Consider the following 15,556-nt stretch of genomic DNA (forward strand, 5'->3'; position numbering starts at 1 on the left):
TTTTTTATTGGCCTGTTCCCCATCGGCAGGAAAAACGTGGACGTTTGCCGAAACAATAAACGGACGAAGGCCGACAATAAGAGAAAGGGAGGGAGTTTCTTGTTTGTCGCCATCTCAGCCGATGGCCGGACGATTTCGCTTGCTGGGGTGGAACGGTGGAACCGGGAGCGGCTTATGCAGCTGAGAAACGGTGAACCGTTTTTTTGTCCCGCCTGTCGGAAAGAAGTTGTGTTGCGATCCGGCCGCCGTCGCCTGCCGCATTTCGCCCACCGGAAAGGCACGGTCTGCCCGTTCGAGCATGAACCGGAATCGGAGCGGCATTTAACCGGAAAGCATGATTTGTTCACATGGCTCGTTCGTCAAGGGATTGAAGCGAAGCTTGAGCCATATTTGACCGCCATCGGGCAGCGTCCTGATGTGTTATTTCGTTATGGTCCCCGTCTGTATGCCCTCGAATATCAATGTTCCACGATTGATGAGTCGCTGTTTTACGAACGCAATGACGGCTACCGCCGCCTCGGCATCCAGCCGCTTTGGGTGTTAGGGGCTCATCACTTACGACGCTCGCCGAAACGCCCGAATGAAGTGTCGCTCTCCCGCTTTCAATGGCTGTTTGCTCACCGCCTTTCGTTTTCTGCTGTCCCTCACATACGGTACTATAGTCCGGAAACGAAACGTTTCCTCTTTCTTTCCCGTCTTGTGCCGCTGTCGGTGCGCCGCACGTTGGTCACCGTCGATTCGCTTCCTCTTTCTTCACTGTCTTTCGCCACTTTGACTGCCTATGAGCAGCCGCTTCCGCCGACATTTTGGAAGCAATGGCTTGAAGGCAAGAAACAATGGCGCCAAACGTTCCCGCTTTATCCGAATAAGGTGACACGCCGCATTTGTGCTGATTTTTACCATGCTGGCATCGTTCCGTCGCTGTTTCCGATTGAAGCCGGCTGGCCATTGCCGCATGGTTATTTATGGGAAACAGCTCCGTTCATTTGGCAAACATACGTCCTTCTGCCGCTTCTTCGTCAGCAAGGGAAGCCAATGGCGCTGACGGCACTCTTCCGGTGGATTGACGAGAAAATCCGCACCGGGCTGCTCGCTCCACGTCGACTGCCTCTTGTCGGTCAGGACAATTACCGGCAGGCAGTCCATGAATATTTGCATTGGTTAAGTTTGCTCGGTTATCTTCGCTATGAGGGGAGAAGAAGGATTTGTTTGACTAAGCCGCTGTTGCTTCCAGCAACATTCGAAGACGTCATCCGCCAAGATGCAGTTTTTTTTGAGCAAATTTTCCAGACACCGACGCTTGCATCATATCGGACGATGCTTGAGTTTGGAGCTGACGTGAAAAATGAGCAAAAAACAGGAAAAGGGAGCGAAAATGGTGAATAATAATTCGTGTATCGATTGTTTAAGGAGGGACTATGACGGTGGAAGAGAATAAGGCAAAGAAATCGCTCCCGTCCCGGAGCGAAATCCCTGTCGAGGAAACGTGGCGGCTCGAGGACATTTTCCCAACCGATGATGCGTGGGAACAGGAGTTTCAGCAAGTAAAGGCGATGATTCCAAAAATCAGCGAATACAAAGGGCGGCTTGGCGAATCGCCGGAAGTGATGTATGAAGCGCTGCAATACCAAGATGAAGTATCGATGCGTCTCGGCAAGCTGTATACATACGCCCATATGCGCTATGACCAAGACACGACGAACTCGTTTTACCAAGGGCTCGACGACAGGGCGAAAGGGTTGTACAGCGAAGCATCGAGCGCGATGGCGTTTATCGTGCCGGAAATTTTAGCCATCGATGAAGCGGTGCTGCGTTCGTTTTTAGAGCAATACGAACCGCTTCGGCTGTATGAGCACGCGTTAGACGAAATCACGCGCCAGCGCCCGCACGTCTTGTCCGCTGAAGAAGAAGCGCTGTTGGCACAGGCTGCTGAGGTGATGCAGGCGACATCGTCGACGTTCAGTGCGTTAAACAACGCTGACTTAACGTTCCCGACGATTCGCGACGAAAATGGGGATGAAGTGGAAGTGACGCACGGCCGGTTTATCCGATTTTTAGAAAGTACCGACCGCCGCGTTCGTCGCGATGCGTTTCATGCAGTATACCATACGTACGAGAAGTTCCAGAACACGTTTGCCAACACACTTGCGGGCACGGTGAAAAAAGACAACTTTTTCGCTCGCGTCCGCCGCTACAAATCAGCACGAGAAGCGGCGTTAGATGCGAACAATATACCGGAAAGCGTCTATGATAATTTAATTGCCACAATTCATGAGCATTTACCGCTTTTGCACCGGTATGTGCGGCTGCGCAAAAGCGTACTAGGGCTTGACGAGCTGCATATGTATGACTTATATACTCCGCTCGTGCAAGATGTGAAAATGGAAGTGACATACGACGAAGCGAAGCAATATATGCTTGACGGGTTGGCGCCGCTTGGCGAGGAATATGTGTCGATCGTCAAAGAAGGGCTTGAGAATCGATGGGTCGATGTGCGCGAAAATAAAGGAAAGCGAAGTGGAGCCTATTCGTCAGGAGCGTATGGCACCCACCCGTATATTTTGCTGAACTGGCAAGATAATGTGAACAACTTGTTTACGCTCGTACATGAGTTCGGCCACTCAGTCCATAGTTACTATACGCGCAAAACGCAGCCGTATCCGTATGCTCATTATTCGATTTTTGTCGCTGAAGTGGCGTCGACATGCAATGAGGCATTGCTGAACGATTATTTGTTGAAAACGATCGATGATGAGAAAAAACGGCTATACTTGCTGAACCATTATCTTGAAGGATTCCGCGGTACCGTCTTTCGACAAACGATGTTTGCCGAATTCGAGCATTTGATCCATCTGAAGGCGCAGGAGGGAGAGGCGCTGACAGCACAGACGCTCACATCGCTCTATTATGACCTGAACAAAAAATATTTCGGCGATGATATGGTGGTTGATGAGGAAATTGGTCTTGAATGGGCGCGCATCCCGCATTTTTATTACAACTATTACGTATATCAATACGCGACCGGCTTCAGCGCGGCAACGGCGCTTAGCAAGCAGATTTTAGAGGAAGGCGAGCCGGCGGTGAAACGGTACATCGAGTTTTTAAAAGCCGGAAGCTCTGATTATCCGATTGAGGTGCTGAAAAAAGCTGGCGTCGATATGACGAGCGCTGAACCGATTCGTCAAGCGTGTCAAGTGTTTGCAGAGAAGTTGGAAGAAATGGAGCGCTTGCTTGGAAAATAAAGAGGATGTGGCGTTATGGCCACATCCGTTTGGATGAAAACCCTTTAAACTGATGGCGGCGGTTCCAAGCTGTCAATAACCCGAGCAATGTGAGAAACAAGAAAAGCATCGTCGCCCAAAGAGGGAGCAGTTGCATAAGTCCTAAAAGATTGAGGAAAAACGCAGTCACAACAGCCACGATCCAAAGGAATAAAACGATTCGTCTTTTCATAAACGCCTGCCCCTTTTCGTTTGCTTCTAATTGAATCATATGTGCATTGGCTATGTAATCATGACAAGTGTCAAAGGCGAGGCCAATTATGACAATAATGTGAACAAACGAGCAAAGCGGTTGTCAATTTGTGTGGCCATTTGTTAAGATAAAAGCGTGAACGGAAGACAAAACTGATACCCCTTTGTTTGACCGTGAACAATTTCTCCCATCCCCTTTGTTGTCTTGACAACAAGAAGAAAGCCCGGCGTCAGCCGGGCTTTCTTCTTGTTTAAGACCGCGCATCTTCGATATAGCGCCAAAACGTTCCGTGTTTGACAGGCACCCGCTCCACTTTTTGCTTCAGCTGCAGCTTTTTCATTTCTGTTTCCGCTTCTTGGATAGTCCAGTTGTACACAACGGCAACTTCTTTCGTGGCGACAAATTTAAAATGGCTTAAAAATGACTCGAGCGGAGGGGGAGAGGACGGCTCGGGATGGAAGCCGAGCATTTCGGCGATTAATTCGACGTAAATGTCGTACGGATAGCATCCGGAAATTTTTATGCCTTCGTCTTCAATGTTCTCATTAAACAACACAAGTGTCGGCGTTTCGTCGACATCCATTTCCGAGGTGATTTTTACATCACACTGGAGCGCTTTCGCTGCCCCTGGTGAATGAATGTCGCGCAGGAATTCATCCACATCAAGTCCGGCTTCGGCGGCACATTCCGCCAGTACATTCAAGTCAGCAACGTTTTGTTTTTCGAGAAACAGCTGTTCCTGCAGTTTGCGCAAAAAACGAATGCCGGCCTGTTTTCCTTGCATTTCCGCCGCTTTAATGGCGAGTGATGGGGCAAACGGACTCGAGATCGGGTTCTCCAGCCAGACGCTTCCGTCGCATGGCATGCCGGAGCGACTAGCTGTCCATTCCCACGCCTTGGCCATCGCTTCCAATTTTGCTCCTTTGCGCGCGTTCCATGTCGCCCACTTTCCGATCAATACGTACCTTATGGTAAAAAAACGGCCGTATTCAATCTTCAGCTTTTTGATGATCGGTTCAAGCCCCCAGCATTCCGGGCATAAAGGATCAATAAATAAGTAAAGCTCCAGCGGTTTGTTCGTGTTGCCTAGCGGCTGGGAAGGGGCATAAGACGACGCCGCTTTCCCAGCGAACTTCTTATTCAAGGGAATGCTCCTTTCTGTCCAAATGATCCGGGGTATTGACCATATGGTGGGCGGTGAGAACAAGCCGGTGATAAAACTGTTCGCGCGCCGGCCCGGACAAGCCGATTTCATCCATCGCCGCTCGCATACAGGCAAGCCATGCTTCCGCCCGTTTCGGTGTAATTTCAAACCGAAGATGACGCGCCCGCATCATCGGGTGGCCATGCTCGGCGGTATAAAGCGGAGGCCCACCCAAATATTGCGTTAAAAACTGTTTCTGCTTACGGGCGATTTCCGTGAAATCGTCCGGAAAAATCGGGCGCAAGTCCGGATGTGCGGCTACGCGTCGGTAAAACGCTTCGACAAGTTTCGTAATCGTTTCCTCTCCGCCGATCGCCTCATAAAGGGTCTGCCATTGTTCTCCCATTGCGGATGCTCCTTTTGTTTGAAAGTCATTCGTCGTCGTTTGATTGCTATTTTATCAACAGCAGACGTTTATCTCAAACAAAGTGACTTGAACACGGCGATTTACGCACGATAGCTTCGCAGTACGCGCTCAACGTACGCCTTCGTTTCGGCAAACGGTGGGACCCCGCCGTAACGGTCGACGCGGCCTGGCCCAGCGTTATAAGCAGCCAAGGCAAGGGTGGTATTCCCGTCGTATCGGTCAAGAAGCTGACGCAAATATTTTACCCCGCCGTCGATGTTTTGCGCAGGATCAAGCGGATTGTCAACCCCAAGCATTTTCGCCGTGCTCGGCATGAGCTGCATTAACCCAAGCGCCCCGGCTCGGCTTTTTGCGTCCGGGCGGAAGTTGGATTCGTGGCGAATGACAGCACGGACGAGCTGCGGGTCGACATCATATTTTTTGGCCGCAGCGTCAATGAGCGCATCAATCGAAGACGGCGCGACCGAGGATGATGTCGCCTGACTGTCCCGTTTAGTGGAATCGCTGCTGCTAGCAGGCGTGGAATTCTGCAACCCATGAGCTGACGATTCCGCTTGGCTTTCGAGGTACTCGGCAAGCAAGTTGGAAAACAATGATGGAACAGGTGATGACAATAAGCTTGAGCTCCTGGATGAGAGCGTTTGGAGTGATTGCCATTCGACAAGCAGTTTTAACGGTGAAACGGTCATCATCTTTCCTCCATTTCGTACTTGCGTGCATAAAAGCGGGCGATTTTATTTGGTGCCGGGCGGCGTGGAATGCCGAGCGTCCCGAGCAAGCGCAAAAATCGCTCTTCGCCCGCTTCAGCGTTGTCTGTCTCATATTCAAGTTCGTAATCTTCGCTTTGCAAATAGCGGTTATGGTCAAGGCATAACGTGCCACCTTCATGCGGCCATTCGGCACGGTCAGTGACGAGGGAGCCGAAGCAACGGACATCATGCGGGTCGACGTTCATTTCCCTAAGCAGTACTGCGATCGCTCCCTGTGGAGCTGCGCCGGCGAGCAATGCCTCTGCTTCGGACGGCGTGAGCGGTTCGTGCGTTTCTAAGATCGTTCCGTCGGTTTGCGTTTGTTTTAACGTCAAGGTAAAGCGCCCGTCTTTCACCCGGATGCGCAATGCAGCCGCCTGTTCTTTTAAGGCGAACAAAGGGGTGTCAAAGTAATGATTTTCTTGGCGACGGAAAGCGCCATCATCGAGGCGGAAAGCAGCACGAACCGCGTCGAATTCCGCTGCGGTCAACAAATTTTTTAATTCGATTTCCACTTCTTGATACATGATTGATCTCCTTCGAGCAAGACATCGTCTCTTTCTATTATCAGTTGTTTTGCGGTGAATATCAATTATTTCGTCTGCATAGGGTGAATATGGTAAAATAATGGGCGGATGGTTGATGCGGAAGGAGAGAAAGTATGAGCAACAAAGTGACTGTTGAACGGGCGGAGCGGAAAGACGGTCGGCTTTGGCTGTACGCTGACAATGTCCCGGTTCCGCTTGCCCATGTAACGCCAAAACGCCATATGCTCGTCGATTCGGATGCATTGGCGTTTGTGTACATTTTGGAAACCGATGACCGTTTTCTTTATGTCATCATTCCGAAACAGTGGTGGCCAGAGTTGAAAGCGGCATTTGCCGAGGGTGAACCGATCTGGCTTGAGAGCGAAGGGATGGCGCTCGAACTCGAACAGTTTGGCGAAGAATTAGCTTACTTGCTTGAAAATATTCGCGACAACGCCAATTATGGCGAGACGTTTGAACAAGCGGTGCAAGAAGTGTTTTTTGCCGAGTAAGCAAGCCGGGTGCCTGCCTTTAAGGGGGGACGGGGTTGGAGCGCAGGTCTCCAAGTAGGCCGTTGAATGCTCCAAAAAGAGCGGCAGAGGCCGAAGCAGATGAAAAACATGTGGGCAGGTGATACAATGGTAAAACATTGGGATTTGTTTTTAGCCCCGTATAAACAGGCGGTCGAAGAGTTGAAAGTAAAATTAAGGGGGATTCGTGCTCAGTTTGAGATGAGTGAGACGCATTCGCCGATTGAATTTGTCACTGGGCGGGTGAAGCCCATTGCCAGCATTTTAGATAAAGCACAAAAGAAAAACATCCCGCTCGACCGCCTCGAGGAAGAGATGCAAGATATTGCAGGGCTGCGTATTATGTGTCAGTTTGTCGATGATATTAAAACGGTTGTCAAGTTACTGCGCCAACGCAACGATTTTACGATCGTTGAGGAGCGTGATTATGTCACGCAAAAAAAAGAAAGCGGCTATCGCTCATATCACATTGTAATCCGCTACCCGGTGCAGACGATTCACGGCGAGAAAAACATTTTGGCCGAAATTCAAATTCGCACGTTGGCGATGAATTTTTGGGCGACGATCGAACATTCGCTCAATTATAAATATAGCGGCCGTTTTCCGGAAGATATTAAAGCACGGCTGCAGCGTGCGGCAGAAGCAGCCTACCGCCTTGATGAGGAAATGTCGAAAATACGCTTCGAGATTCAAGAAGCGCAAGCTGCTTTTTCACGAAAACAAGAAGCAAAAGGGGAAGGGCAATGAAACGAACGGACGCACCGCTGGCGTTTGCCATTACCTCAAAAGGGGATGATACTTCGAACGCCCTCGCGCAGAAGATGAAAACGTATTTGCTTGATTTCAACTTGCGTTACGATGAAGAGGCCCCTGACTTAATCATTTCCGTAGGTGGGGATGGAACGCTTTTATACGCGTTCCATCGCTATTGCCACCGGTTGGACAAGACGGCGTTCGTCGGCATCCATACCGGTCATCTCGGTTTTTATGCTGACTGGGTGCCGGAAGAAATTGAAAAGCTCGTCATCGCTATCGCCAAAACGCCGTACCAGGTCGTTGAGTATCCGTTGCTTGAGGTGACGATCCGCTATCTTAACGGCGGGAGCGAGGCGAAGTATTTAGCGCTCAATGAATGTACGGTGAAATGTGTCAGCGGCACGCTCGTCATGGATGTTGAGATCCGCGGCGACTTGTTTGAACGGTTTCGCGGTGACGGGCTGTGCATTTCGACGCCGACCGGCAGCACGGCATATAATAAAGCGCTCGGCGGGGCGATTTTGCATCCATCGCTTGAAGCGATTCAAGTGACGGAGATGGCGTCGATCAACAACCGCGTCTTCCGGACGATCGGTTCGCCACTCGTGCTGCCGGCGCATCATACGTGTCTGCTAAAGCCTGTCAACAATGTCGATTTTCAAATTACGATCGACCATTTGTCACTATTGCACAAAGAGGTCAAATCGATTCAGTGCCGGGTCGCCGATGAAAAAGTGCGTTTCGCCCGCTTCCGACCGTTTCCGTTTTGGCGGCGGGTGCGTGATTCGTTTATCGCTGACTGACAACAAATGTCCGATTGTTGTTGCCTGATCAGCGTTCAGCTGGCGTGCTGGAGTTGGATTAGCCCGCCGCCCAACGGCGAAAATTTGCAACTATAGACAGAGAGGTAGACGACCATTGCCGCCATTTACGTTGACATTTTCAATCAATGAACAGCATGATGGAAAACTGCTGCGTCAATTTTTGCAAGAGAACGGCATTTCGCGGACTGCGCTCACCGATATTAAATTTCACGGTGGGGCGCTCTACGTTAATAGCCGTCCAGTCACGGTCCGCCACGTGTTGCGCGCTGGTGAGACGCTCTCGGTCGTCTTTCCGCCGGAGAGGACAAGCGACTGGATGGACCCTGAAGAGATGCCGCTAGATATCGTGTATGAAGACGAGTACGTCCTTGTTGTCAACAAACCGGCGGGGTTGGCGACGATTCCGTCGCGCCACCACCCAGGCGGAACGCTTGCCAATGGCCTATTGCATCATTATCGGCAGCAGCAGCTTGATTCGACCGTCCATATCATCACTCGGCTTGACCGCGACACGTCCGGGCTTGTACTCGTCGCGAAGCATCGCCATGTTCATCATTTGCTGTCGACATTGCAGCAAAAAGGACAAGTTACTCGCACGTATGAGGCCGTGTGCCATGGCGTGATCGACGAGGAGGAGGGGACGATTGACGCGCCGATCAGCCGGCAAAACGACAGCATCATCGCCCGTGAAGTGCGCGAGGATGGAAAGCGGGCCATCACCCATTTCCGTGTGCTTGAGCGGCTTTCTGGCTATACATACGTTTCGCTTCGGCTTGAGACAGGGCGTACGCATCAGATCCGCGTCCATTTGGCTTATCTTGGCCATCCGCTTGCCGGCGATGAGCTGTACGGAGGAAGCCGGGAGATGATCGGCCGCCAAGCGCTGCATAGCCGACAGCTGTCTTTTTTTCACCCGTTTGCCAGACAGCTGTATACGTTTACCGCTCCGCTTCCCGATGATATGGCACGCCTCATTGAGGCGGCGCGCAAGTGAAAGTCAGGTCAAGAAAATGTACGGAACTTTTCTGGTACGTGCGGCATCGACGATGGGACAGAGACCGTCGTCATCTCCGGATAACGCAACGCAGTCAGCGCGCCGCCAAATACACAGCCTGTGTCGATGTTGACGGTTCGACCGACAAAGCGCGGTTTTTCCACCGGAGTGTGGCCGTACACGATCCACGCATCGCCGCGATACCGTTTTGCCCAGTCGCGGCGCACAGGTGTACCGTCCGGGTTCGTTTCGCCCGTGATGTCGCCGTAAAGGACAAACGTCTTCACTTTTTTATCCATCCGGCCGATATAATCGTGGCGAATGCCGGCGTGGGCGATGACGAGGCGTCCCTCATCTAAAACAGCATAGAGCGGTGCTCCTTCATATAGACGAATGAACTTGCGGCGGATCATCTCTTGTTCGCTCGGAGGCAAAGCACGGTACTCAGCGACCGTCGTCTCGAGCCCGTGGGTGACTTGTACATTTCGCCCTAAAAAAAAGCGGTATAATTTATTGCAATGGTTGCCGGGCACATAGTGGGCAAGCTTGCGGTCGACAAGGGCGCAGACGATGTCAATCATTTTCAGCGACTCAGGACCGCGGTCAGTCAAATCACCGACAAAACCGAGCTTCCGACCGTCTGGATGAATCGGTATCCCTTTGTCCCATACATAACCGAGTTTTTCCGTTAATGCGGTAAATTCGCGATAACAACCATGAATGTCACCGATGATGTCGATGTGCATGTTGCGTGCTCCTTTCCTGTTGGGTGTAGTTACTAACAGCGTGCCCGTCCGACGGAAGGAACAGACATTTTGAGTTAGGCAAAAAAGCAAAGCCGCTTACCGGCAAGCAGTAAGCGGCTATTCGTCGTCGCTAGCGAACATAAATTTTCTTGTCCGCGAATGGACGTTTAAGACGAGTCCAATGGCCAGCATATAAGTGGCGAGCGAGCTTCCCCCGTAACTGATAAATGGCAGCGGCAGCCCCGTAATTGGCAAGAGTCCGATCGTCATGCCGATGTTTTGAAACACTTGAAACGTAATCATGCCCGCTACACCGGCGCATAAACAGCTGCCGTACAAATCGTTGCTCTCTAGCGCGGTATGAACAAGGCGATAGACAAGCAGGAAGAAGAGTGAGACGACGATGCTTGAGCCGACAAACCCGAACTGTTCGGCGATGACGCCGAAAATAAAGTCCGTATGTGCTTCAGGCAAGTATACTTGCAAATTGCCAAGTCCTTTCCCATACAATTCCCCTGACCCGATGGCCATAAGCGAACGGACGAGTTGGAACCCTTGTTCGTTTGAATACTCATACGGGGCAAGCCAGCCGTAAAATCGGTTTAACTGATAGTCTTCTTTAATGATATATTGATGAAAGAAATCAGGAAAATAAAAGTAAATAAAGACTATCGTCGCCACAGCTGCCATTCCGGAAAAGACGATGCCGAAAATAATGCGCCAACGGATGCCGGAAATAAGCACCAATGTGGCGGTGATGGCGACAAACACCATCGACATTCCCATATCCGGCTGTTTAGCAAGCAAAAAGAGTGGCGGCAAAACAGTAGCGGCGATTTTGCCGAGCAATTTGAAGTCATCGCCAACCGTCGGATCGGGATATTTTTCCCGATGATTGACAATGATACGGCTGAGAACGATGATCATAAAGATTTTCATCAGCTCAGACGGCTGGAAGTTCCCGCCCGGCAGGCTGTACCAGCTCGTTGCCCCTTTGACCGTCACAGTCCCCGGGACGTTCAGCTCAAGGCCAAGCAATAGCAGCATCCCGAATCCATACAAATACCAAGCGATTTGAAACAGACGGTCATAGTCGATAATCATCGTCAAGGCAATGACGACTGCACCAATGGCGTACCATTGCAGCTGCTTGGCGGCGAAGTTGACATTTTGCAGTTTCTCTGGCAACAGCACCTCCGCGCTATGGATGGCGATGGCGCTGACGACGGCCATTAAGAATAAAACAAACAACAAGTGGTAATCGAGCTTCGATTGGGAAAAACGATCATGATCCATGGAACGATCCTCTCCATTTAAATGTACCATATACCATATTAACGAATTCGGCTTGTTTTGCAAAGTGGGAAAAATCGTCGTCGGCGCCAAGAAAGCGGGAAGCAAAAGAGCGGCAGCTCATTTACATTGTCCGCGGCATATCCTATAATAGAATTAACACCTGGTGCTAATATTAAATAATAATTAGGAGGATGAACGAATGACATTATCATTGGAAGGACGTACATATGTCGTCATGGGGGTGGCGAACAAGCGGAGCATCGCCTGGGGAATCGCCCGTTCGCTCCACGCTGCCGGTGCCCGACTCGTATTTACATACGCCGGAGAGCGGTTTGAAAAGGAAGTACGGGCGCTTGTCGATACGTTGGAAGATGAACGTTCGCTTCTGTTGCCGTGCGATGTGGCAAATGACGAGGACATCGTTCAATGTTTTGCGCAAATTAAAGAACAAGTCGGCGTTATTCATGGTGTCGCCCACTGCATCGCCTATGCCAATAAGGATGATTTAAGCGGCGAGTACATGAAGGTGAGCCGCGACGGCTTTTTGCTTGCTCATAATATTAGCGCCTATTCCCTCACTGCGGTGGCACGCGAGGCGAAAGAGCTCATGACCGAAGGCGGCAGCATCGTCACTCTCACGTACTTAGGCGGTGAGCGCGTTGTGCAAAACTACAATATCATGGGAGTGGCGAAAGCGTCGTTGGATGCGAGTGTCAAATACTTGGCAAACGATTTAGGCAAATACGGCATCCGCGTCAACGCCATTTCCGCAGGCCCTATTCGCACGCTGTCGGCCAAAGGAGTGAGCGATTTCAACTCGATTTTAAAAGAGATCGAGGAGCGCGCACCGCTCCGTCGGACGACGACGCAAGAGGAAGTCGGCGATGCAGCGCTGTTTTTGTTCAGCGATTTATCGCGTGGCATCACCGGGGAAATCATTCATGTCGACTCTGGATACCATATTTTAGGATACTAAAAAAACGAGGCAGCCGCCCTAGTACGTGGGGCGGCTGTTTTTTGTCCGTCTGAGGGCAATTATCGGAATGGAAGGCATACATATATAAAGGTAAGGCAAGCGTGAAAGGGGGATTGGCGTGCGGAAAGAAAAAGTTGTAGAAACAAAGCCGCTGCTTTACATTGTGCAGCCAAAGGACATGCGGGCCGTGGCGCATATGCAAGAAACGTTTACATGGGCGAATCGCTCTCACCAGAAGAAAACGGACGGTGTCGCTCAACAGGTTGGGGAGGAGCAGAGAACGTTTTTCGTCAAAAAAAGGGAGTTTCAAGCGATGACGCTTGATGAGAAACTTGCTTTTTTAACGGATCTGCCTGCCCATTTGCCGCCGCTCAAATGTGAATTTGCCACGAAAGAGCAAAGCTATGAAGGGGTGCTGAAACGGTGCACGGCGACCGAATTGACGGTCGTCGATGAACAAGGAGACGAAACGGTCATCGAGCGCACGCAGCTTCTTTCTGTGACGATGATCGGGTTTGTGCAATAATCGATGATCAATGCCCCTCGAAATCAGGAGATCTTTTTGTCTCGATGCCGTTGTTTAAGACGTTAAGAAGTCGGCGGGCACAAATGTTGGTTGCTGTGCATTGTCCGCCGACTTACGGTGGTGAGCTGCGTTCCTAGGGGCATCTGCCGTTCTGGGAACGCTCGTTTTTTACAACGAATCGAGCCGTCTCTCGATTTCCTCCCATTTTGCCTGTTCATAAGCCATTGCTTCCGCCAGTTCCGCTTCGGTGATAGGCACGTTCCGGATATATTTTTCCACCGCCAGCTCATGCAAATCATACGGAAACAGTAGATCGATAAACAGCACCTTTTTTTCCTTTTTCGTCAGCGGGCGCACGTCCTCATACGCTTCAAGCACGATATCGGCTTTTGTTTTTCCTTTCTCGTCTGTTTCAAAAAGAAACGGTGCCATCATTTTACGGACATCGCGAATTGGCAAGTCGAAGGCAGTTGTATCGAGATCGATGATCCAGACGTTTCCGTCTTCTCCACGCAGCGAGTTCCCTGTCCCATAGTCTTGGTGACAAAGTGAAGGTCGTTTCTTCATTTGCTCAACCCATGTCTCGTAATACGATTCTAGTAGTTGTTGCAACACTTCCTCCCCTTTTTCAATAAAGCGGTCGATTTCGGCCAAATACAGGCGGGAAAACGGATCGTCGCGATCCAATTTGGCGAGCTGCTTCCATGCCTCGAGTTGCCGGCATCGCTTCATATAATGCTTCGGCCATTTGCCGAGTTTACTGAATACCGGAACACCGGGCGGTGGTTCGTAGCCGACTGACTGCTCATGAAAATGAGCAAGGGCTTCGATCATAGCAATTAAATCGTCGTGGACGTTCAAATCAAACGGTGTTCCTTCAATCCAGTCGTACAGCACAAATAAAAACGGGCCGTATTGTTTAAACAGGCGGTGGTTGCGTGTCTCAATGATGCGCGGAACATAAAGCCCCTTTTTTGCCAAAGTGTCTTGTGCGTAAATCGAGAAGAGGGCCTTTTTTTTCGGACGGTGAATGCGTTTTAGGCATTTCGGCCCGTCATCGGTATACACTTTCCAGACGAGTGCCATTTGTCCGCTTTGTATGACGTCAATCGCTTTGGCTTCGACGTCCCACTGCTTTAACAGTAACCGCGCCATGTGGACGAGCCGTTCGTTGGTGACTGGCGACGTGGTTGAATAAACGGTTTGATCAGCCATCATCAGTCCCTGCTTTCCTTTTTTTTTCTACTGTATGGTCGATGACGGCTGCTGTCTATAGCCATTTATCCCGAGTTAAAAAAAATGGGTGAACGTCCAGCCGGTTCATCACCTAGAAGGGCGTTTGACGGATGCCCGTTTGCTGCATAGGCATGCACAGTGGGAAAGGAGCACACGTATGATATAAAAACAAACTTTTGCCTGAACTTTTTTAGAAGACGGGGGAAATTTCATGAAAATCGCCATGATTGCGACGGAAAAACTGCCAGTGCCGCCCATCCGGGGAGGGGCGACACAAATTTATCTCGATGCGACAGCGGCGATCATGGCGCGAAAACACGACGTCACTGTGTTGTCGATTCGCGACCGTGATCTGCCGGACGTGGAGAAAAACAAAAATGGGGTATCCTATCGACGTTTCTCCCAAGAAACATATATACAAGAAGTGGCCAACCATTTGCGCACGGAAACGTATGACGTCATTCACGTATGCAATCGGCCGCGCTGGATTCGCCACATCCGTGAAGCTTCACCAGACAGTGCTCTTGTGTTAAGCATCCATAATGAAATGTTCCGCGACGATAAAATTTCCTATGCCGAAGGAGTCGATTGTATCAACGCAGTCAAACAAATTGTAACTGTGAGTGACTATATCAAGATGACCATTTGCGATCGCTTTCCACAGGCGATTGGAAAAGTAGCGACCGTTTATTCAGGGGTCGATGTCGAGACGTTCCAACCGAAATGGACAGCGCAAGGGGAGAAAATCTATGCGGCTATCCGCCGTGAGCTCGGGCTCGAGGGAAGAAAAGTTGTGCTGTTTGTCGGGCGATTAAGCAAAGTGAAAGGCGCCCATTTGCTTCTTGAGGCGTTGCCGTCAATCATCAAAAAGCACCCAGAAGCGGTGATCGTGTTTGTCGGCTCGAAATGGTTTGGCGACAACGAGGTGAACAGCTACGTCCGTTACTTGTATACCCTTGGGGCGATGTACGAAAACAATGCGATGTTCATTCAATTTGTCAAGCCGGAGCAAATTCCACAGCTGTACACGATGGCTGATTTGTTCGTTTGCCCGTCCCAGTGGCAAGAGCCATTGGCACGCGTTCATTATGAGGCGATGGCGGCCGGGCTGCCGATCATTACGAGCAATCGCGGGGGAAACCCCGAGGTGATTGAGAACGGCAAAAATGGTTATATCGTCAAAGATTTCAGCAACCCTGAAGCGTACGCAGCACTCATTAATAAGCTGTTTGACGAACCATCATCTTCCATCCAAATGGGCAAATACGGGCGGCAGAAGGTCGAACGGGAATTCAACTGGGAAGTGGTAGCCGCGAAGTTGTTGCGCGCTTACGGGGAAGAAAGGGGGTAA

At 50.6% G+C, this 15,556-nt stretch carries 17 protein-coding genes; 9 read left to right on the forward strand and 8 right to left on the reverse strand.

The features are described from left to right. Positions 1 to 36 precede the first annotated feature (36 nt). Both NSQ22_RS04335 and pepF read left to right on the forward strand, forming a co-directional pair. Positions 37 to 1,386, forward strand: a complete 1,350-nt coding sequence (locus NSQ22_RS04335; RefSeq protein ID WP_339264221.1) for a competence protein CoiA family protein — start codon at positions 37 to 39, stop codon at positions 1,384 to 1,386. A 32-nt stretch (positions 1,387 to 1,418) separates the two neighbouring features. Continuing rightward, entirely contained in the window at positions 1,419 to 3,242 is a 1,824-nt protein-coding gene (gene pepF / locus NSQ22_RS04340) for an oligoendopeptidase F (RefSeq protein ID WP_011886942.1), read from the forward strand. A gap of 13 nt (positions 3,243 to 3,255) precedes the next feature. On the opposite strand, the gene NSQ22_RS04345 is transcribed toward pepF, so the two are convergent. The 5 genes from NSQ22_RS04345 to NSQ22_RS04365 all read right to left on the reverse strand — a co-directional run bounded on the left by NSQ22_RS04345 (position 3,256) and on the right by NSQ22_RS04365 (position 6,321). Further along, positions 3,256 to 3,453, reverse strand: a complete 198-nt coding sequence (locus tag NSQ22_RS04345; protein ID WP_011886943.1) for a hypothetical protein — start codon at positions 3,451 to 3,453, stop codon at positions 3,256 to 3,258. A gap of 271 nt (positions 3,454 to 3,724) precedes the next feature. Then, positions 3,725 to 4,618 (reverse strand): ClpXP adapter protein SpxH, encoded by an 894-nt coding sequence (gene spxH, locus NSQ22_RS04350; RefSeq protein ID WP_081157054.1) that lies wholly within the window; start codon positions 4,616 to 4,618, stop codon positions 3,725 to 3,727. Then, a complete protein-coding gene (locus NSQ22_RS04355) occupies positions 4,611 to 5,024 on the reverse strand; it encodes a globin (RefSeq protein WP_008878963.1) in 414 nt (137 codons plus the stop codon). The genes spxH and NSQ22_RS04355 overlap by 8 nt, the downstream gene beginning before the upstream one ends. A gap of 101 nt (positions 5,025 to 5,125) precedes the next feature. After that, the gene (locus NSQ22_RS04360) at positions 5,126 to 5,734 is read right to left on the reverse strand and encodes a lytic transglycosylase domain-containing protein (RefSeq protein WP_029761533.1); all 609 of its coding nucleotides are present in this window, start codon (positions 5,732 to 5,734) and stop codon (positions 5,126 to 5,128) included. Further along, positions 5,734 to 6,321, reverse strand: coding sequence for a CYTH domain-containing protein (locus NSQ22_RS04365; protein ID WP_008878961.1), 588 nt, complete (start codon positions 6,319 to 6,321; stop codon positions 5,734 to 5,736). Before NSQ22_RS04365 ends, NSQ22_RS04360 begins: the two co-directional genes overlap by 1 nt. A 134-nt stretch (positions 6,322 to 6,455) precedes the next feature. On the opposite strand from NSQ22_RS04365, the gene NSQ22_RS04370 reads away from it, so the two are divergent. The 4 genes from NSQ22_RS04370 (at position 6,456) to NSQ22_RS04385 (ending at position 9,425) form a co-directional block, all read left to right on the forward strand. Further along, complete coding sequence (locus NSQ22_RS04370; protein WP_029761534.1) at positions 6,456 to 6,833, forward strand: hypothetical protein; 378 nt, start codon at positions 6,456 to 6,458, stop codon at positions 6,831 to 6,833. A gap of 126 nt (positions 6,834 to 6,959) precedes the next feature. Further along, complete coding sequence (locus NSQ22_RS04375) at positions 6,960 to 7,598, forward strand: GTP pyrophosphokinase family protein (RefSeq protein WP_029761535.1); 639 nt, start codon at positions 6,960 to 6,962, stop codon at positions 7,596 to 7,598. Then, complete coding sequence (locus NSQ22_RS04380; protein ID WP_081157056.1) at positions 7,595 to 8,410, forward strand: NAD kinase; 816 nt, start codon at positions 7,595 to 7,597, stop codon at positions 8,408 to 8,410. The genes NSQ22_RS04375 and NSQ22_RS04380 overlap by 4 nt, the downstream gene beginning before the upstream one ends. 115 nt (positions 8,411 to 8,525) lie before the next feature. Continuing rightward, on the forward strand, positions 8,526 to 9,425 hold the full coding sequence (locus NSQ22_RS04385; protein ID WP_011886948.1) for an RluA family pseudouridine synthase: 900 nt from the start codon (positions 8,526 to 8,528) through the stop codon (positions 9,423 to 9,425). Between the two features lie 8 nt (positions 9,426 to 9,433). Here the strand turns inward: NSQ22_RS04385 and prpE are convergent, their stop codons facing one another. Both prpE and NSQ22_RS04395 read right to left on the reverse strand, forming a co-directional pair. Then, positions 9,434 to 10,171 carry a bis(5'-nucleosyl)-tetraphosphatase PrpE gene (prpE, locus tag NSQ22_RS04390; protein WP_011886949.1) on the reverse strand — a complete coding sequence of 246 codons (738 nt, stop codon included), beginning with the start codon at positions 10,169 to 10,171 and terminating at the stop codon, positions 9,434 to 9,436. A gap of 117 nt (positions 10,172 to 10,288) precedes the next feature. Then, on the reverse strand, positions 10,289 to 11,467 hold the full coding sequence (locus tag NSQ22_RS04395; protein WP_041264261.1) for an FtsW/RodA/SpoVE family cell cycle protein: 1,179 nt from the start codon (positions 11,465 to 11,467) through the stop codon (positions 10,289 to 10,291). Between the two features lie 199 nt (positions 11,468 to 11,666). Here NSQ22_RS04395 and fabI point away from each other — a divergent pair, with 199 nt between their 5' ends. Further along, positions 11,667 to 12,443, forward strand: coding sequence for an enoyl-ACP reductase FabI (fabI, locus tag NSQ22_RS04400; protein WP_008878954.1), 777 nt, complete (start codon positions 11,667 to 11,669; stop codon positions 12,441 to 12,443). A 118-nt stretch (positions 12,444 to 12,561) separates the two neighbouring features. Continuing rightward, positions 12,562 to 12,969, forward strand: a complete 408-nt coding sequence (locus NSQ22_RS04405; RefSeq protein WP_081157058.1) for a CotO family spore coat protein — start codon at positions 12,562 to 12,564, stop codon at positions 12,967 to 12,969. Positions 12,970 to 13,137: 168 nt separating this feature from the next. Here the strand turns inward: NSQ22_RS04405 and NSQ22_RS04410 are convergent, their stop codons facing one another. Further along, complete coding sequence (locus NSQ22_RS04410) at positions 13,138 to 14,184, reverse strand: CotS family spore coat protein (RefSeq protein ID WP_233129478.1); 1,047 nt, start codon at positions 14,182 to 14,184, stop codon at positions 13,138 to 13,140. Positions 14,185 to 14,416: 232 nt separating this feature from the next. On the opposite strand from NSQ22_RS04410, the gene NSQ22_RS04415 reads away from it, so the two are divergent. Then, positions 14,417 to 15,556 carry a glycosyltransferase family 4 protein gene (locus NSQ22_RS04415; RefSeq protein ID WP_008878951.1) on the forward strand — a complete coding sequence of 380 codons (1,140 nt, stop codon included), beginning with the start codon at positions 14,417 to 14,419 and terminating at the stop codon, positions 15,554 to 15,556.

This window comes from Geobacillus sp. FSL K6-3411 (assembly GCF_037965715.1).
GTDB classification, from domain to species: domain Bacteria; phylum Bacillota; class Bacilli; order Bacillales; family Anoxybacillaceae; genus Geobacillus; species Geobacillus thermodenitrificans.